A 15,118-nucleotide genomic window follows, 5' to 3' on the forward strand; every position below is an offset into this window, starting at 1 on the left:
TCGGGAAATTTTAAAACCACTTTTTCTTTTTAAAATACGCTACCATGATCAGCACCAGCACAAACATCAGCGCCATAACTGCCCAATAACCATAACGGTATCGAAGCTCTGGCATAAAATCGAAGTTCATTCCATACACGCCAACAATAAAAGTCAGCGGCATAAAAATCACCGAAACTGCTGTCAGGATTTTCATGATTTGGTTCATCCGATGGCTTTGCGAAGAAAAATAGAAATTCGAAGCGCTATCGAGTGTGTTCATATCATATTCAATTTGTTCTAAAATCTCAAGTGATTTTTGGTGCAGTCGAGCGAAAAAACCGTAATTAGACGCTTCGATTCCGTCGTACTGAGTTTCATCGTGTTCGCTTTTGAGATTGAACAACGCATCGCGAAGCGGCAAAATCGAACGTTTTAAAAAGTTCATGTCTTCTCGTGTTTTCTCGATACATTCCAATACATCAGGTTTATCACTTGATTTGGCCTCAACCAAAAGAGCATCTATAGCATCTTCATAATACTCGATGGAGATGTAGAAGTTTTCCATCACGGCATCCAGCAGAAGGTAAAGCAAATAATCATTGCGTTTTTTGCGAACAATACCACTGTGGGTTTTAATGCGCTCGCGAATGTGCGTGAAGAAATCGCTCCTTTTTTCTTGAAACGAAACCAGCAAATTGTCTTTCAACAAGAAACTGATTTGTTCGACCTTTAGTTGTTCTTTATTCTCGCCAGGCAGAATTGACTTAATGCTGAAAAACAAAACCTGATCGAGTTCTTCCATTTTACTTCGACGCGATACATTCAGGATATCGCTCACGATGAAAGATTCTATTTGGAGCATCTCACCTATTTTCTGGATCAATGTCTCATCGTGCAAGCCGTGAACATTGAGCCATTTGACATCGTCTTCCTGTTGCGGGTCGTTGATTTCTCTCTCGATGCGCTCTAACGATACTTTCTTGTATTCTTCATAACCGGCATCGTCGTATACGAAGAGTTGCATTTCTACTTGATCGGTGGTATGAATTCCGGTGTATTCATAATAATTGGGTTGAACCTTTCGGACTTTTTTATATTTCACCCTTTTCATTGATGGTGCTTTAGATTATTTTGTCCTAAAGATAGGAGTTTTTGATTTTCCAGTTTACATTTACCAAAAAAACGCAAATGCGCACGCTCATACTCAACATCAAAGAACTATTGCAGGTTCGCGAGTCGAATATCGACAAGGTTTCCGGTACAGCAATGGCCGAGTTACCCAGTATTAAAAATGCTTATTTGTTGCTCGAAGACGATAAGATAAAATCGTTTGGCGCGATGGAAACTTGCCCTAACTTCGAGATCGATAACACCATCGATGCTAGTGGAAAAATTGTACTTCCTACTTGGTGCGATAGTCATACGCATATCGTTTATGCAGGCAATCGCGAGCAAGAATTTGTAGACAGGATCAACGGTTTGACCTATGAGGAAATCGCCCGTCGCGGCGGTGGAATTTTGAATTCGGCTAAAAAATTACAAGCCACCTCGGAAGAGGAACTTTACAATCAATCCAAGTCAAGACTTGAGGAAGTCATGCAACTCGGCACCGGCGCAGTAGAAATCAAATCAGGTTACGGTTTGACGGTGGCGGATGAACTCAAAATGCTTCGCGTAATCAAAAAACTTCGTGCAGATTACCCGATTACCATCAAAGCCACTTTTCTCGGAGCTCATGCTTTTCCTGAAGAATTTAGAAACAACCACCAACCTTACATCGATTCTATCATCAACGAAATGATTCCAAAGGTGGCTCAAGAAAAACTCGCAGAATATATAGACGTGTTTTGCGAAAGCGGCTACTTCTCTGTTGAAGAAACTGAAGCTATATTAAAAGCCGGGCTTGCTCATGGTTTGTTACCTAAAATCCATGTGAACCAATTCAATGCGATTGGCGGTGTGGGCTTAGGAGTCAAATATAACGCGCTTTCAGTAGATCATCTCGAAGTAATGAATCCTGAAGATATTGAAGTTTTGAAAAACACTAAAACAATGCCGGTCGCTTTGCCTTCGTGCTCTTATTTTCTTAGTATTCCATACACACCGGCCCGCGAAATGATTAAAGCGGGTTTACCATTGGCTTTGGCAACAGATTTCAATCCGGGTTCAACGCCTTCAGGCAATATGAATTTTGTGGTGGCAACTGCTTGCATCAAAATGAAAATGACTCCTGAAGAAGCCATCAATGCAGCGACTATCAACGGTGCCTATGCCATGGGAATTGCTCAAACCCACGGTAGCATCACAGTAGGCAAAAAAGCCAACATCATTATTACCAAAGAAATTCCTTCTTTTTACCAATTACCTTATGCATTTGGCAGCCATCTGATTGATCAAGTAATTATTGATGGAAAAGTAATCACATAAAAAAAGGAACCCGTTTTGAGTTCCTTCTTTTGTATCTTGAAGTTTCTTATTTCAGACTGAAGCTTGATTTTGAAACCAATTCGCCATTGTCAAACACATTGACGAAATAATCTCCTTTTTCAAAATTCTGTCCGGGCAAATCCTGAGAAACATTAACTGATTTGTTCTCGTATTTCACAGTAGTTTCAAAACTGTAAGTGAGTGAATTTTCGCCAAAAGCTTGTGTTTTCTTGTCGCCCAATACATTATTTTTGCTATCAATAACCTGAACATAATAAGTTTTATCGCCTTGTTTGGCTACTTTGTTCTCGGCAATGGTAAAGCTAATTTTTAGGATATCGGCTTTTCTGGCTTTTTCAGTCGCAATTTGCTTTCCTGAGCTTCTTAGTTTGTAGGCAGCAGTTTGCAAGTTCGACACGGTAAGCTTCTGTGCGATTTCAACTGTTTTGGATAATTCTTGATTTTGACCAACCAATACTTCGTTGTATTTTCTAGATTCACCCAACACAGTAATAGTACTATCACGCTCTGTTGTCAATTTAGCATTGTCTTTTTTCAAGGCATCATTTTCAGCTATCAATGCTTTCATTTTGCCCTCTAAAGCAAAGTACTGGCTTTTATATTTAGACATAGAAGCTGCATCTCCTTTAGACTTTTTTAGTTCAGCCATCAAATTCACAACTTTTTCTCTTTCAGCGATTAGTTCGTCTGACATTGAAGTATTCTCGGCAATCGCTGCGTCATAACGCGCCTTTAGTTCTTCTAAGTCTTTCATCACCGATTCTTTATCAGATTTGGTTGTTGAAATTTCCGTTTCGAGTGCTTTGGCATCCGAAGTCATCTTGAAAATATAGACCAAACTACCCACAAGTAGCACGGCCAATATTGCAATGACAGCCTTTAAATTTGAATTACTTTTTTGGTTCTCCATAGTTTTAAATTTTATTTTAACAAAAATAACAATATTTGGAGTAATAACGTATGTTTGCTCGGAGATATTACTGTTTTTGTTAAAATATTTTTATGGATAAGCTGATACCCTTTACCAGCATTGACTTAGCGAGGATTACCAACCACCGAAGCGGCGAAATCAAATTCGGCGAAAAAATGGCGGTGGTTCCTAAAACGGCCACATCGATTGAAGATTTTTTAAGGCAATCACCTGTGCGTTACGTGCTCTTTGGAATTCCTGAAGACATTGGGGTTCGCGCTAATTTTGGTCGTCCTGGTGCGAGTTCTGCTTGGGAAAGCGCTATTCGCAGTATCGCCAATATCCAATATAATAAATTCTGTAAAGGCAACGAATTGCTTGTTCTCGGGCAACTGGATGTTTCAGAAGAAATGGCAGAAGCCGAACCGTTAAATTACCATAGCATCGCAGACCGACAGAAATTCAATGACCTTGTGGTTCGTATTGATAAAGAAGTTTGCCATATCATTTCCGTTATTGTTAAAGCGGGAAAAATCCCAATCATTATCGGTGGCGGACACAACAATGCCTATGGTAACATCAAAGGCACAGCACTAGCCAAAGGGAAACCCATTAACGCCATTAACTTCGACGCCCATTCAGACTTCAGAATTCTCGAAGGACGTCACAGCGGGAACGGTTTTTCTTATGCTTATGAAGAAGGCTTTTTGAACCGCTACTTCATCTTTGGTTTACATGAGAATTACACGTCTAAGAAAGTGCTTTCTAAAATCAAGAAAATCCACGCAAGGGTTCGCTATAATACTTATGATGAAATTGCAATCCGAAAATTCAAATCGTTTGAAAACGAACTCGAAACTGCTCAAAAGTTCATCCAAGACCAAGATTACGGGATTGAGATTGATTTAGATGCCATTCCTAATATTGCCAGTAGTGCTATGACTATTAGCGGTTTTTCGGTAGAACAATTGCGTCAGTTCATTCATCATTTCGGAAAAAACCAGAAAGTGAGTTACCTGCATATTTGCGAAGGTGCACCAGATTTGGGCGAAGAAAAAAACAACCACTTGATCGGAAAACTCATTGGCTACCTGGTTACTGATTTCATGAAAGCGAACGATCCGATGATTGGGATAATCAGCAATATGCCGGTTGATTTTTCGGTGGTAAAGTCTGGAACGCCGAAATAAGTTATCTTTGCCCCGATTTCCAGAGAATCCACTCTGGATACTAATGCACTTATTTTATGTTATTTGAAGATTTATCGCTCTCTAAGAGCATCCAAAGAGCAGTGGCTGAAGAAGGTTATACCCAGCCCACGCCAATACAAGAACAAGCCATTCCAATAGTTTTAGACGGTAGAGACTTGGTAGGTTGCGCGCAAACCGGTACCGGAAAAACAGCCGCATTCGCCATTCCAATTATCCACCAACTACACAGAATTGTCGGTTCGTCCAACAAGAAAAAATTAATCCGGGCTCTGATTGTCACCCCGACCCGTGAACTCGCAGTTCAAATCGGGCAGAATTTTGACAATTACGGCAAATACACTAACCTGACGCAACTTACCATTTTCGGTGGTGTTTCGCAAGTTCCGCAAGTAGATGTGCTTAGAAAAGGCATCGACATCCTTATTGCTACACCCGGCCGTTTGCTTGATTTGCACAAACAAGGCTTTATCGATTTAGACCATTTGCATACGTTGGTTTTAGACGAAGCCGACCAAATGCTCGATATGGGCTTTGTGAACGATGTCAAGAAAATTGTCAAGCTAACACCTTCTAACCGCCAGACTTTGCTTTTTTCAGCGACCATGCCAATTGCCATTCGCGAATTGGCCGAAATGTTTCTGACCGATCCGGCCTCAGTAACGGTTTCTCCTGTTTCCTCTACTGCAGAAAAAGTAGAACAGCGTATTTATTTTGTAGACAAAACTGAAAAAAGAAACTTGTTGTACCACTTAATTCGCAACGAGAAACTATCCGATGTATTGGTATTTTCACGAACCAAACACGGCGCCGACAATGTGGTGCGTTCGCTTCGCAAAAAAGGCGTCCCAGCAGAAGCCATCCACGGTGACAAATCGCAAACTGCGCGACAACGGGTTTTGGACGCGTTCAAGAACAAAGAAGTCGGCGTTTTAGTAGCTACTGACATAGCCGCTCGCGGTATCGATATTGACCAACTTCCTTTTGTGATTAATTTCGACCTGCCTAATATTCCTGAAACCTATGTGCACCGAATCGGAAGAACAGGTCGCGCCGGAAATGGCGGAATTGCAATTTCATTTTGTAGCCGAGATGAAGCGCCTTACTGGAAAGACATTCAGAAACTTATCAAAGTAGATGTAACGATAATCGAAGACCATCCGTGGCCATGGCATCAGGGCAATCCGGAAACAGAAACCATTGCTGCTCCACCCAAACATTCCAATCGAAGTGGCGAAAAGAAAAATTCCCGCAAATCCAACAATTCGAAAAAGAATAAAAAACGTTGGTATTAAATAAAAAATCCCTCGCTGAATTGAGGGATTTATTTTTTATTGACTTTCACCTACCAATTGATAAATCATCTCAAATAGTTTCTCTGGCTCAAAAGGCTTGATGATGATGTCGTTCATACCGCAAGCCATCGCTTGTTCTTTGACTTCTTCTTTGTCAAAAGCAGTCAGGGCAATTACTGGAGTTTGAATCCCTAGATTTCTAATACGGCGTGTCGTATCGAATCCGTTCATGATTGGCATGTTGATATCCATCAAGATAACGTCGTATTGATTGGTTTCAAGTAAATGCAAAGCCGAAAATCCGTCTTCAACCATATCGCATTTGATTTGGTGTTTGTCCATGATTTTCTGCGTCACGAGCTGGTTGATTTTGTTGTCTTCTACTACCAACACTTTCAACGATGACGGTGTTTGAAGTACTTTCTCGGTAGCCATAGTCAGATTTTGAACATCTTGTGCGGCTTTAAAACCAATGGTAAATCGAAAAGTAGTGCCTTTCTTGAGTTCGCTTTCCAGATGAATGCTGCTACCGAAAAGCGCAATGAGTTTCTTGACAATCGACAATCCCAGACCAGTTCCTTGGTAGTCTTCATCGGTTCGGCCAACCTGAACGAACATCTCGAAGATTTTCTGTTGATCAGCCGGGGCAATTCCTACGCCAGTATCTGAAACTTTAAATTCAATTTGATGAGTATCGTTTTGAATACCGGTATGTAACATGGATATTTTTACTTTCCCGTTGCGAGTGAATTTAAGCGCATTGCTAGTGAGGTTCATCAAAATCTGCGACAAACGCAAACGGTCACCAATTAGAAAAGTTGGAATCTTCGGATCAATGGCAACGATAAGTTCATTCGCATTGTTATCGGCGATGTATTGCACTGAATTGACAATTGCATCGAGTTCTTCTTGCATACTGAAAACGGCTGTTTCCAAAACGATATGCTTTTCGTCCATTTTATTGAGTTGCAGAATGTCGTTTACCAAAGACAAAAGATAACGCGCGGAAAACTTCAACGAGTTCAAATGTGGGCTATTCGCGAGTTCTTTGTGTTCGTCAGTGATGATATCAGTAATCCCAACCACGCCATACAGCGGTGTGCGCAATTCGTGGGTAATAGTGGAAACAAATTGTGACTTCATTTTGGAAGCTTCTTCGGCTTGCTCTTTGGCCAATTGAAGTTCAGTATTGGCTTGGCTCAACTCAGCGTTGATCTTTTTTCGGAACTTATTTGAACGATACAAAGTCAGAAGCAACACCAAAAAAACCACCAAAAGCACTGAAAACAAAGCAGTCACGCGATTGGATTCCTGAAGCTTTTGAAACTGCTTTTCATTTTCAAGTTCGATGCGCTCTAGTTGAATGCGGTACTCATCAAGTTCTATTTGCATGGCAGATTCTTTAAGCAAATCTTTCTTGTCTTGGGAATACAAAGTTTTGTTCAGCAAATTGAACTTCTCTTGATATTCTTGGGCCAATTCCGGTTGACGATAGTATTTGTAATGCGTAACAAGGGTTTCATAAATATTGAGTAAATAACTCTGAAACTGGTACTTATCGGCAATTGCAATGGCTGAATTATAATACTGCATAGCCATTTCCGGTTGGTTGTCATGCGTATGATAAATCCCGAGTAACGAAGCGAGCGTGAATTGCATTTCGTGGGTACCCTTTCTTTTCACGTAATCCTGCGACTGGCGAACATAATTGATTCCGTTTTTGAAATCGTTCACCGAGAAATAAGCGCTTGCGATGTTGAGTTTGGTATAGGTAATCTGAACGCTGTCGTTGATTTTAGTGGCAAACTTTAAAGATTTCTTGTAAAACTGAATGCCTTTCTCTACATCTATTTTGCTGAAGTAATACACGCTGCCGAGGTTGCTATAAATCCAGTCGTTGAGTGAATCGTTCTCGGTTTTTGAAGCATAGGCCAGCGCCTTTTTATAAAACGAAATGGCGTGCTTGGATTGTGAAAATTCGTCGTAAATAACGCCAATGGCATTGTAAGAATGGGCAATCAGATAATCATCATTAATTTTAAAGGAACGCACCAAAGCCGATTTGGAAAGTTCGAGTGCTTTTTCGTATTGGCCTTTGTTGAAATATTTTCCGGCGGTATTGATCTGGTTTTCAATATTCGCTTTTTCATTTTGAGCCAAGGCAAAACCTGCGCAAAAAAAGAACGAGATCAGGATATATTTTTTCACAAAAAAAGTTGAATTGGTGGATAAAAATAAAATCCCAACCATGCAGTCGGGATTTGTGTTTCAAAATTACCGATTAAAAACTTAATTTCTAATCAATTTTCTATATTTCAAACGTTTCGGAGTTAAATCACCACCGAGTCGCTTCTTTTTATTCTCTTCGTAGTCAGAGAAACCACCTTCAAAATAATACACTTCTGAATTGCCTTCAAAAGCTAAGATATGTGTACAAATTCTATCTAAAAACCAACGGTCGTGGGAAATCACTACGGCACAACCGGCGAAATTCTCCAAACCTTCTTCGAGGGCACGAAGCGTGTTGATATCCAAATCGTTGGTCGGCTCATCAAGTAACAAAACGTTGCCTTCCTCTTTTAAAGTCATCGCCAAATGCAGACGGTTTCGTTCCCCACCGGAAAGCAAACCTACTTTCTTATTCTGGTCGCTACCTCCAAAATTAAATCTTGACAAGTAGGCTCTTGAATTCACTTGACGGCCGCCCATCATAATCAGTTCTTGACCATCACAGAAGTTTTCCCAAATGGTTTTGTTTGGGTCGATGTTCGAATGCGATTGATCGACGTAAGCAATCTTGACCGTATCGCCTATAGTAAACTCACCGGCATCGGGCTGTTGTTCGCCCATAATCATTTTGAAAATCGTTGATTTTCCGGCACCATTCGGCCCAATAATTCCGACGATTCCGGCTTGTGGTAAAGTGAAATTCAGGTTGTCATAAAGTAACTTTTCTCCAAAGGCTTTTGCTACATTTTTTGCCTCGATCACGTTAGTTCCCAAACGCGGGCCATTCGGAATGTAGATTTCGAGCTTCTCGTCGAGTTGTTTTTGGTCTTCGTTGAGCAATTTGTCGTAGTTCTGCAAACGCGCTTTTTGCTTGGTTTGACGGCCTTTCGCTCCTTGACGAACCCACTCTAACTCTCGCTCTAAAGTTTTGCGACGTTTAGACGCGACTTTCTCTTCCTGTTCCATTCGTTTGGATTTTTGGTCGAGCCAAGACGAATAGTTGCCTTTCCACGGAATGCCTTCTCCTCTGTCAAGCTCTAAAATCCAACCGGCGACATTATCAAGGAAATAACGATCGTGCGTTACGGCAATTACGGTTCCTGAATATTGTGCCAAGTGCTGTTCTAACCATAAAACGCTTTCCGCATCGAGGTGGTTGGTGGGCTCATCCAGCAAAAGAACATCGGGTTGTTGTAAAAGCAAACGACACAAAGCTACACGGCGACGTTCTCCACCTGAAAGGTTCTTGATAGGCGTGTCGCCTTCCGGAGTGCGCAACGCATCCATAGCCACTTCGAGTTTGTTGTCGATTTCCCATGCGCCCAAAGCATCTATTTTATCTTGCAATTCCGCTTGACGATCCATGAGTTTTTGCATCTTGTCGGCATCTTCATAAACTTCAGGCAAACCAAACATATCGTTGATTTTGTTGAATTCATCCAGTACAGCCATCGTTTCTGCCACACCTTCGCGAACAATCTCAATCACGGTTTTGGTATCATCTAATTGCGGATCTTGCTCTAAATAACCCACAGTATAACCGGGCTGAAACACAACATCGCCTTGGTAATTCTTATCGACACCGGCGATGATTTTCAACAATGAAGATTTACCGGAGCCGTTAAGCCCAAGAATTCCGATTTTCGCTCCGTAAAAAAAGCTCAGGTAAATATTTTTTAAAACTTGCTTGTCGCTGCTTTGGTAAGTCTTAGAGACTTTCTGCATCGAGAATATAACTTTCTTATCGTCTGACATTTTACAGGGTTTATAAGTTGTTGAATGATTGAATTCCTGGGCGCAAATATAGCTATTATCTAAAAAAGAAAAGAGCTACTTATTGGTAAAGTTACCCTTTCGAATGAATTACATTAATACCTTGAAAAGTTCTACTTTTATCTGTTTACAATTGATTCGGTTCTACTTGGACTGACACTCTAGAAGGCTTGAGCAAAGTCAAAAAATTGCTCTAAATCCGAAATAATAAGTGGTGTCGAAAGTAGAGAAAAAATTATTTCATCAGAACTGAAACATATAATGATTCACTTGCAAATCGGCACACTATACCCTGCCCTTCAACGCATTGAATACCCAAGCATTTGCTAGAAAACCCACGCCGACAGCTGCAAACCCCCAACCGGCGATATCATCGTAACGAAAAGCACCTAAAGCAATTAAGATTAGCCCCATGATAATCATAATCAAAGTTGCCCAACCCAGAACGGTATTTTTATTCATCATTGTAGTCAAATTTTGAGGCGCAAATATCGCGAAATAATTAATTATGGTCGATTCGAATACACCGAATTTTCAATATTGATGAAAAGCGAATCTAAATCGGAGTTATCTACCGCTCCATCACCGTTGACATCTGTAGCCAAAACCCCAAAGTTGGAGTTTTCAATATCAATGAACATCGTGTCTAAATCGGAGTTATCAATGGCTTCATCCTGATTGGTATCGCCAGAATAAAATGCCCAAACTGAAGGCTTCACCAATACCATATTACTGCCATAAGCTTTGGATGCCGCAGTAGTAAAATCATAGGTTAACGGTGTATTCCCTATCGCTTGTGGCAACGCACTCCAGGTTTGTACGACATTGCGGCCTTTCACCACAATATAATAATTGCCATCTGGCAAAGAAGTAAATGTAGCTTGTAAAGTGCCGTCGGTATGCAGCGTTGCCATCGCCGAACTCATCATGGTATAGGGCGAAGTGGCTTGATGCAGAGCAATGGTTAAATCTTCGACTTCATCAAATGGAGAAAATCCATCCTGATTGTTTTTCACAGGACGCATAGAATTGGTCGTGGTATCATAATAATCCTGAATGTGTAGTTTAAGGTTCACCAGAGTATTGCAATTTGCAACGGTATAAACCACAGAGTCTGTTTTAGTACAATCGCCAAAAGAGGCTGTAGCAGTAATTGTTGCATTCGGAGCCAATGGTCTTGCATATATAGTTGTCGGATAATTTCCCGGCGGATTGTAGGCTACCAAAGCTGAGGCATCTGTGTAAAGACTTGCGTTATCAGAAGTCCAGACGATAGCATTCGCAATGGTGTACGTGAGCGTAATGGAGCAGTCTACAAACGTGCCTAAATCATTGGCTCCGTCGTCGTATACCAAAACCGTCCAATCGCCATTAGCCATCGAGAACAAATCTGAAAATGCAGTAGTGAGATTGGTTCCAAAACTAGCTTTCAAACCTGAGGCTGCAGTAGCATTTGCCCGATAAGTTCCGGTAATTGGTGTAGATGAAGTCGATAAAACCGGAGCTGATGCATCAGAAGTAATTACAGTATTAACATAAGCACCTACTGCATTTGGGCCTTGGTCTGCTGCTAAAGCGATATAATTTCCGTTAGGTGCTTTTAAAACCACTTCAACGTCTTTCAGCCAAGCATGATTGATGTTGATCCCAACATTCACCTTAGTAATTGTGGCCGAAGTAGGCAAACCCGAAACTGTCAGTATTTTTGAAACTCCAGTAGCTGAATTGTCGGGAATCGCAAGATTTAAAACGCCTGAATTTAGGGTAATACTGTTTCCGCTTACGTTGCCTCCAGTGGCTTGAATTGCTTTAATGGTGCCGCAAGCCAAACTTTCATTGGCATTGATAATATCAACATTTGTTGGCGAATTGGCAATCGTCAGATAATTAGCAAACACTTGAGAAAAAGGCAAACCGTATTTGACCACGTTCAGAGTTACGGAATAATTACCTGCGGGTAAAGCCATCGTATTCGCGTTATTTCCTGTAAAATTGTAGGTGTTGACTCCATTGCTTATCACCCAACTCACCGATTCTACCGCTGTTCCGGTATAATTGAATTCATTTGAAACCGCTTGACAAACCGTGCTGTTTCCGACAAAACTAATCGTAGGCTTTGGTGGATAAATAGTCACCAGATAATCTTCGACTTCGCCTAAAGTAGTACCGCAGGCTTCAGAGTAATCGCCCCAATAACCCAAACGCACGCGCATGCGCACATTGCCCTGAAAAGCATCGTTGGGAATAGTAAAAGTTCCGGTTCCTGAACTGCCGGTATCTGCATCTAGGACGACTCTTTCTGACGGTTCAAATTCCAAATTGTTGTTGTAGTCAATCCAAACAATAAAATCATTTGAACTCCAACTTTGATTAAAATTACCGGTCGCAGTATAGGTCGAGCCTTGGTGCATCACAATCGGTGTGGTGTTGTAATAGGAATATCCGTTATAAGTAGTTGGGCCATTGGTCAAATTGGCACAAGAAAAACTGGTCATGGAAAGTGCACCGGAAGTATTTTCTCCGCTGGCCACGCAAAATTCGTTGAGTCTGAGTTCGTACATCAACTTATAAGTTTCAGAAGTATCGTTGTTGGAGCCTGTAGCCACTACTTTAAAAAACACTTTGGTTCCCGACAGAAAATCAGGAAGCGGTGAATTCGACCTCCAAGTAGTTCCGGATAGCAACGACATCGGAATGACATTCACAGCATTAAATGAAGGTGTTCCGACTGCCCAGCTCACATGCACATCAGTCAAAGTGCCCGAGTATTGTATTTCTGAAGTAACAAACTGTGCCGAGCCGGTTTTAGGCATCGTAAAAGTAGGTGGATTGGTAATGTAAGTTTTCACGATAGATGGAAAACTATTTCTGTTGGCGAGTGAATATTCCCACAAACCCCTACCCCAAGTCGCCGCTTTAATAGTATTGGAGCCGTAATGGATTTCTAAATCTTCGATAGCTACGTTAGGCAAATCGGTATTGTATAAACTCCAAGTGGTGGCGTCCATCGTTTTCTTATAAAGCCCTACTGCGGCACCGACATAAATAGTCGAATCGTTTGTATGATCGATTACGACTGAATAAATCGGCATATTCCCTAAGTTATAAGTAATGTTCTGCCATGTCTGACCTGAGTTGTGCGTCATATAGATTTTTTGACCGTTGTTTTGATAGCTGTCGTATGTAACTATCATCGTAGCATCGTCATTGGGATCGAAGGCCACATCAGTAATACTACTGGATGGCAGCCCGTTTTTGATGTTGGAAAAAGTAACGCCTCCATCCACTGAGAGTTCAATCGCACTGCCTTTGGTAACGACCATGATATTGCTATTATTTTCAGCAATGGCGGCTGTTTCTATAGTACCCGCTAAAGTGGCAGGAGTTCCCATATCTGTCCAAGTGGTTCCGAAATCGGTGCTTTTATGCACTTTTGTTCCCAAGGAATAAACAGTCATTTGATTGTTCGGATCGAAAAACAACGGCGCAACCCAAGAGGCAGTTTGTCCTGGCGGAGTAATTCCAACTCTGGCAGCACCTGTGCCGTCGATGTATCGCCCTCGCCCACCATTTTGCGTACTTCCGATCATATAGTTCGGATTGAGGGGCAGAACAATTCCTTCCATGCCATCCGCGCCATAGGCTTCAATCCAACCGGATTCATTTTTTATACTAGTGCCGTTGTCTTGTGAACCGCAAATAGAAACAAACTGATCCGACTGCGATGTACCTACACAATAATTTTCTCTGATGCCAACCGACAAACTGAGTTTTTGCCATGTAATTCCATTGTCGGAAGATTTCGATAAAAACCCATCCGTGCAGGTGTAAAATACGCCATTCACACAATCCAGGTAATTCGTATCGGCATGAATATAACGGTTCGATGAGTTATAATTTTGTTGGTTCGATCCGGTTCCGTTTTGAGTGCTTCCCAAACTCCACCAAGTACATTGAGTGAACGTAGTACCAGAATCTTCACTTCGGAACAAATCGACATAACCACTAACGAACTTAGAAGTATCTAAATCATTGGGCATGGCTTGCCATAAAGCCACACCTGAAGGCGGCGGATTCTGCACTGTTGTATAGGTAACGCCCGCATCAGAAGATTTCCAAATCCCATTATCTGAAGAAGCAAAAACACAATCTGGGCAAGTAGGCGAAACCGAAATTTTAAGTTTGGCATCGGCATTACCCGGTAAATCTATAAAGCCGCTATAGGTCACACCCATGTCAGTAGATTTTAAAACTTTGTTTTTATTGGCCGCATTAAATCCGTCGTAGATGTAAATGATGTTGTTATTGATTGGGTGAAAATCAACATCGTAAACATCGCCTCCAATGATTTGTCGGGTCCAGGTTTGCAAATTGTCTGTTGAACGATACAAACCTTGACTGGTGCCAACGAAAACTAAATTGGCTACATTCGGATGATACTGAATCGTATAAACTTTAAAATTAGAGCCCAAACCACCAAAACCCACATTCGCAGGTATAAAATTGGTAGCCGAGAAAGTAGTTCCACCATCAGTGGATTTGTAAACCCCGAAAGAAGTTCCGTTTCCGGCATTTCTCACGTTGATGAGTACTTTGTTGAAATTCGTCGGATCGGCTGCAATGGCATTCACACCAGAAGCCGGTAAAAAATCGGTGTTGTGCGACCAAGTGGCACCTCCATCGCTAGTGCGCCACAAACCACCGCTTCGAGAACCAAGGTAAATTTGTTGGTCGTTGTTTCGGTCTACTTCAACGAATTCAACCCTACCCAATCCTGTAGAATAATGCCCGGTGACATTAGTAATATTATTGGGCCCGAGAGGTTTCCATCCACCGGTTTCAAAAAGGCGTTGTTGCTTTTCGGTTTTATTTTCTTTCTTGATACGAAGGTACTCGTTGTACGGCATGTAATGGTCAACCATTCTATTTCCCGAAGGCGCATACTTGGATTCGTTTTCAAATCGCCAACGCAAATAAGGCTTGTAGCCGGAACCTTTTCCTTTATCACGGTCTTTAAAGTAGGCTTCCGCAGAATCGCAAACCGTGTAAAAGTTGATTTTCATGTCGTACATCATCCGCTTGTAGGCCGGATTCGACAATGGCTTTTTTTGGGCTTGAACAAACGAAAAAACAAGGAAAAATAGCAGAAAATAAGTAGTTTTTTTCATAAATTGACGATGTAGTCTCAGAGCCGTTGTCCTAAAAACAAATTCTGATTTTGGGATGCTGAGTTTGATTTTCGCGCGTAAATATATAAAAATTAACTACTTCGT

Annotated in this window: 9 protein-coding genes; 3 read left to right on the forward strand and 6 right to left on the reverse strand. The window is 41.4% G+C overall.

What is annotated here, in order from left to right:
* Window positions 1-10: 10 nt before the first annotated feature.
* Complete coding sequence (gene corA / locus G4D82_RS12045) at window positions 11-1,093, reverse strand: magnesium/cobalt transporter CorA (protein ID WP_166337540.1); 1,083 nt, start codon at window positions 1,091-1,093, stop codon at window positions 11-13.
* Window positions 1,094-1,170: 77 nt separating this feature from the next.
* Between corA and hutI the strand changes: the two genes are divergently transcribed.
* Window positions 1,171-2,409 carry an imidazolonepropionase gene (gene hutI / locus G4D82_RS12050; RefSeq protein WP_166337541.1) on the forward strand — a complete coding sequence of 413 codons (1,239 nt, stop codon included), beginning with the start codon at window positions 1,171-1,173 and terminating at the stop codon, window positions 2,407-2,409.
* 46 nt (window positions 2,410-2,455) lie between these two features.
* Here the strand turns inward: hutI and G4D82_RS12055 are convergent, their stop codons facing one another.
* Window positions 2,456-3,340 (reverse strand): hypothetical protein, encoded by an 885-nt coding sequence (locus G4D82_RS12055; protein ID WP_166337542.1) that lies wholly within the window; start codon window positions 3,338-3,340, stop codon window positions 2,456-2,458.
* A gap of 92 nt (window positions 3,341-3,432) precedes the next feature.
* Here G4D82_RS12055 and G4D82_RS12060 point away from each other — a divergent pair, with 92 nt between their 5' ends.
* Together G4D82_RS12060 and G4D82_RS12065 are read left to right on the forward strand one after the other, a co-directional pair.
* Window positions 3,433-4,530: a formimidoylglutamase gene (locus G4D82_RS12060; RefSeq protein WP_166337543.1), complete on the forward strand. Its 1,098-nt coding sequence runs from the start codon at window positions 3,433-3,435 to the stop codon at window positions 4,528-4,530.
* A gap of 56 nt (window positions 4,531-4,586) precedes the next feature.
* Complete coding sequence (locus G4D82_RS12065; protein ID WP_166337544.1) at window positions 4,587-5,843, forward strand: DEAD/DEAH box helicase; 1,257 nt, start codon at window positions 4,587-4,589, stop codon at window positions 5,841-5,843.
* Window positions 5,844-5,879: 36 nt separating this feature from the next.
* Here the strand turns inward: G4D82_RS12065 and G4D82_RS12070 are convergent, their stop codons facing one another.
* The 4 genes from G4D82_RS12070 to G4D82_RS12085 all read right to left on the reverse strand — a co-directional run bounded on the left by G4D82_RS12070 (window position 5,880) and on the right by G4D82_RS12085 (window position 15,013).
* Complete coding sequence (locus G4D82_RS12070; protein WP_166337545.1) at window positions 5,880-8,051, reverse strand: response regulator; 2,172 nt, start codon at window positions 8,049-8,051, stop codon at window positions 5,880-5,882.
* A gap of 81 nt (window positions 8,052-8,132) precedes the next feature.
* Window positions 8,133-9,827 carry an energy-dependent translational throttle protein EttA gene (gene ettA / locus G4D82_RS12075; RefSeq protein ID WP_166337546.1) on the reverse strand — a complete coding sequence of 565 codons (1,695 nt, stop codon included), beginning with the start codon at window positions 9,825-9,827 and terminating at the stop codon, window positions 8,133-8,135.
* Window positions 9,828-10,130: 303 nt separating this feature from the next.
* The gene (locus G4D82_RS12080; RefSeq protein WP_235924351.1) at window positions 10,131-10,307 is read right to left on the reverse strand and encodes a CAL67264 family membrane protein; all 177 of its coding nucleotides are present in this window, start codon (window positions 10,305-10,307) and stop codon (window positions 10,131-10,133) included.
* Window positions 10,308-10,351: 44 nt separating this feature from the next.
* Window positions 10,352-15,013, reverse strand: coding sequence for a VPS10 domain-containing protein (locus G4D82_RS12085; protein WP_166337547.1), 4,662 nt, complete (start codon window positions 15,011-15,013; stop codon window positions 10,352-10,354).
* Between the last annotated feature and the right edge of the window lie 105 nt (window positions 15,014-15,118).

Source organism: Flavobacterium lotistagni (assembly GCF_011392125.1).
In the GTDB taxonomy this organism is placed as follows: Bacteria; Bacteroidota; Bacteroidia; order Flavobacteriales; family Flavobacteriaceae; genus Flavobacterium; species Flavobacterium lotistagni.

Excerpts from the sequence above, each read along its gene's own strand:
- corA (WP_166337540.1), bottom strand. The coding sequence starts at position 1,093 with ATGAAAAGGGTGAAATATAAAAAAGTCCGAAAGGTTCAACCCAATTAT.
- hutI (WP_166337541.1), top strand. The coding sequence starts at position 1,171 with ATGCGCACGCTCATACTCAACATCAAAGAACTATTGCAGGTTCGCGAG.
- G4D82_RS12055 (WP_166337542.1), bottom strand. The coding sequence starts at position 3,340 with ATGGAGAACCAAAAAAGTAATTCAAATTTAAAGGCTGTCATTGCAATA.
- G4D82_RS12060 (WP_166337543.1), top strand. The coding sequence starts at position 3,433 with ATGGATAAGCTGATACCCTTTACCAGCATTGACTTAGCGAGGATTACC.
- G4D82_RS12065 (WP_166337544.1), top strand. The coding sequence starts at position 4,587 with ATGTTATTTGAAGATTTATCGCTCTCTAAGAGCATCCAAAGAGCAGTG.
- ettA (WP_166337546.1), bottom strand. The coding sequence starts at position 9,827 with ATGTCAGACGATAAGAAAGTTATATTCTCGATGCAGAAAGTCTCTAAG.
- G4D82_RS12080 (WP_235924351.1), bottom strand. The coding sequence starts at position 10,307 with ATGAATAAAAATACCGTTCTGGGTTGGGCAACTTTGATTATGATTATC.
- G4D82_RS12085 (WP_166337547.1), bottom strand. The coding sequence starts at position 15,013 with ATGAAAAAAACTACTTATTTTCTGCTATTTTTCCTTGTTTTTTCGTTT.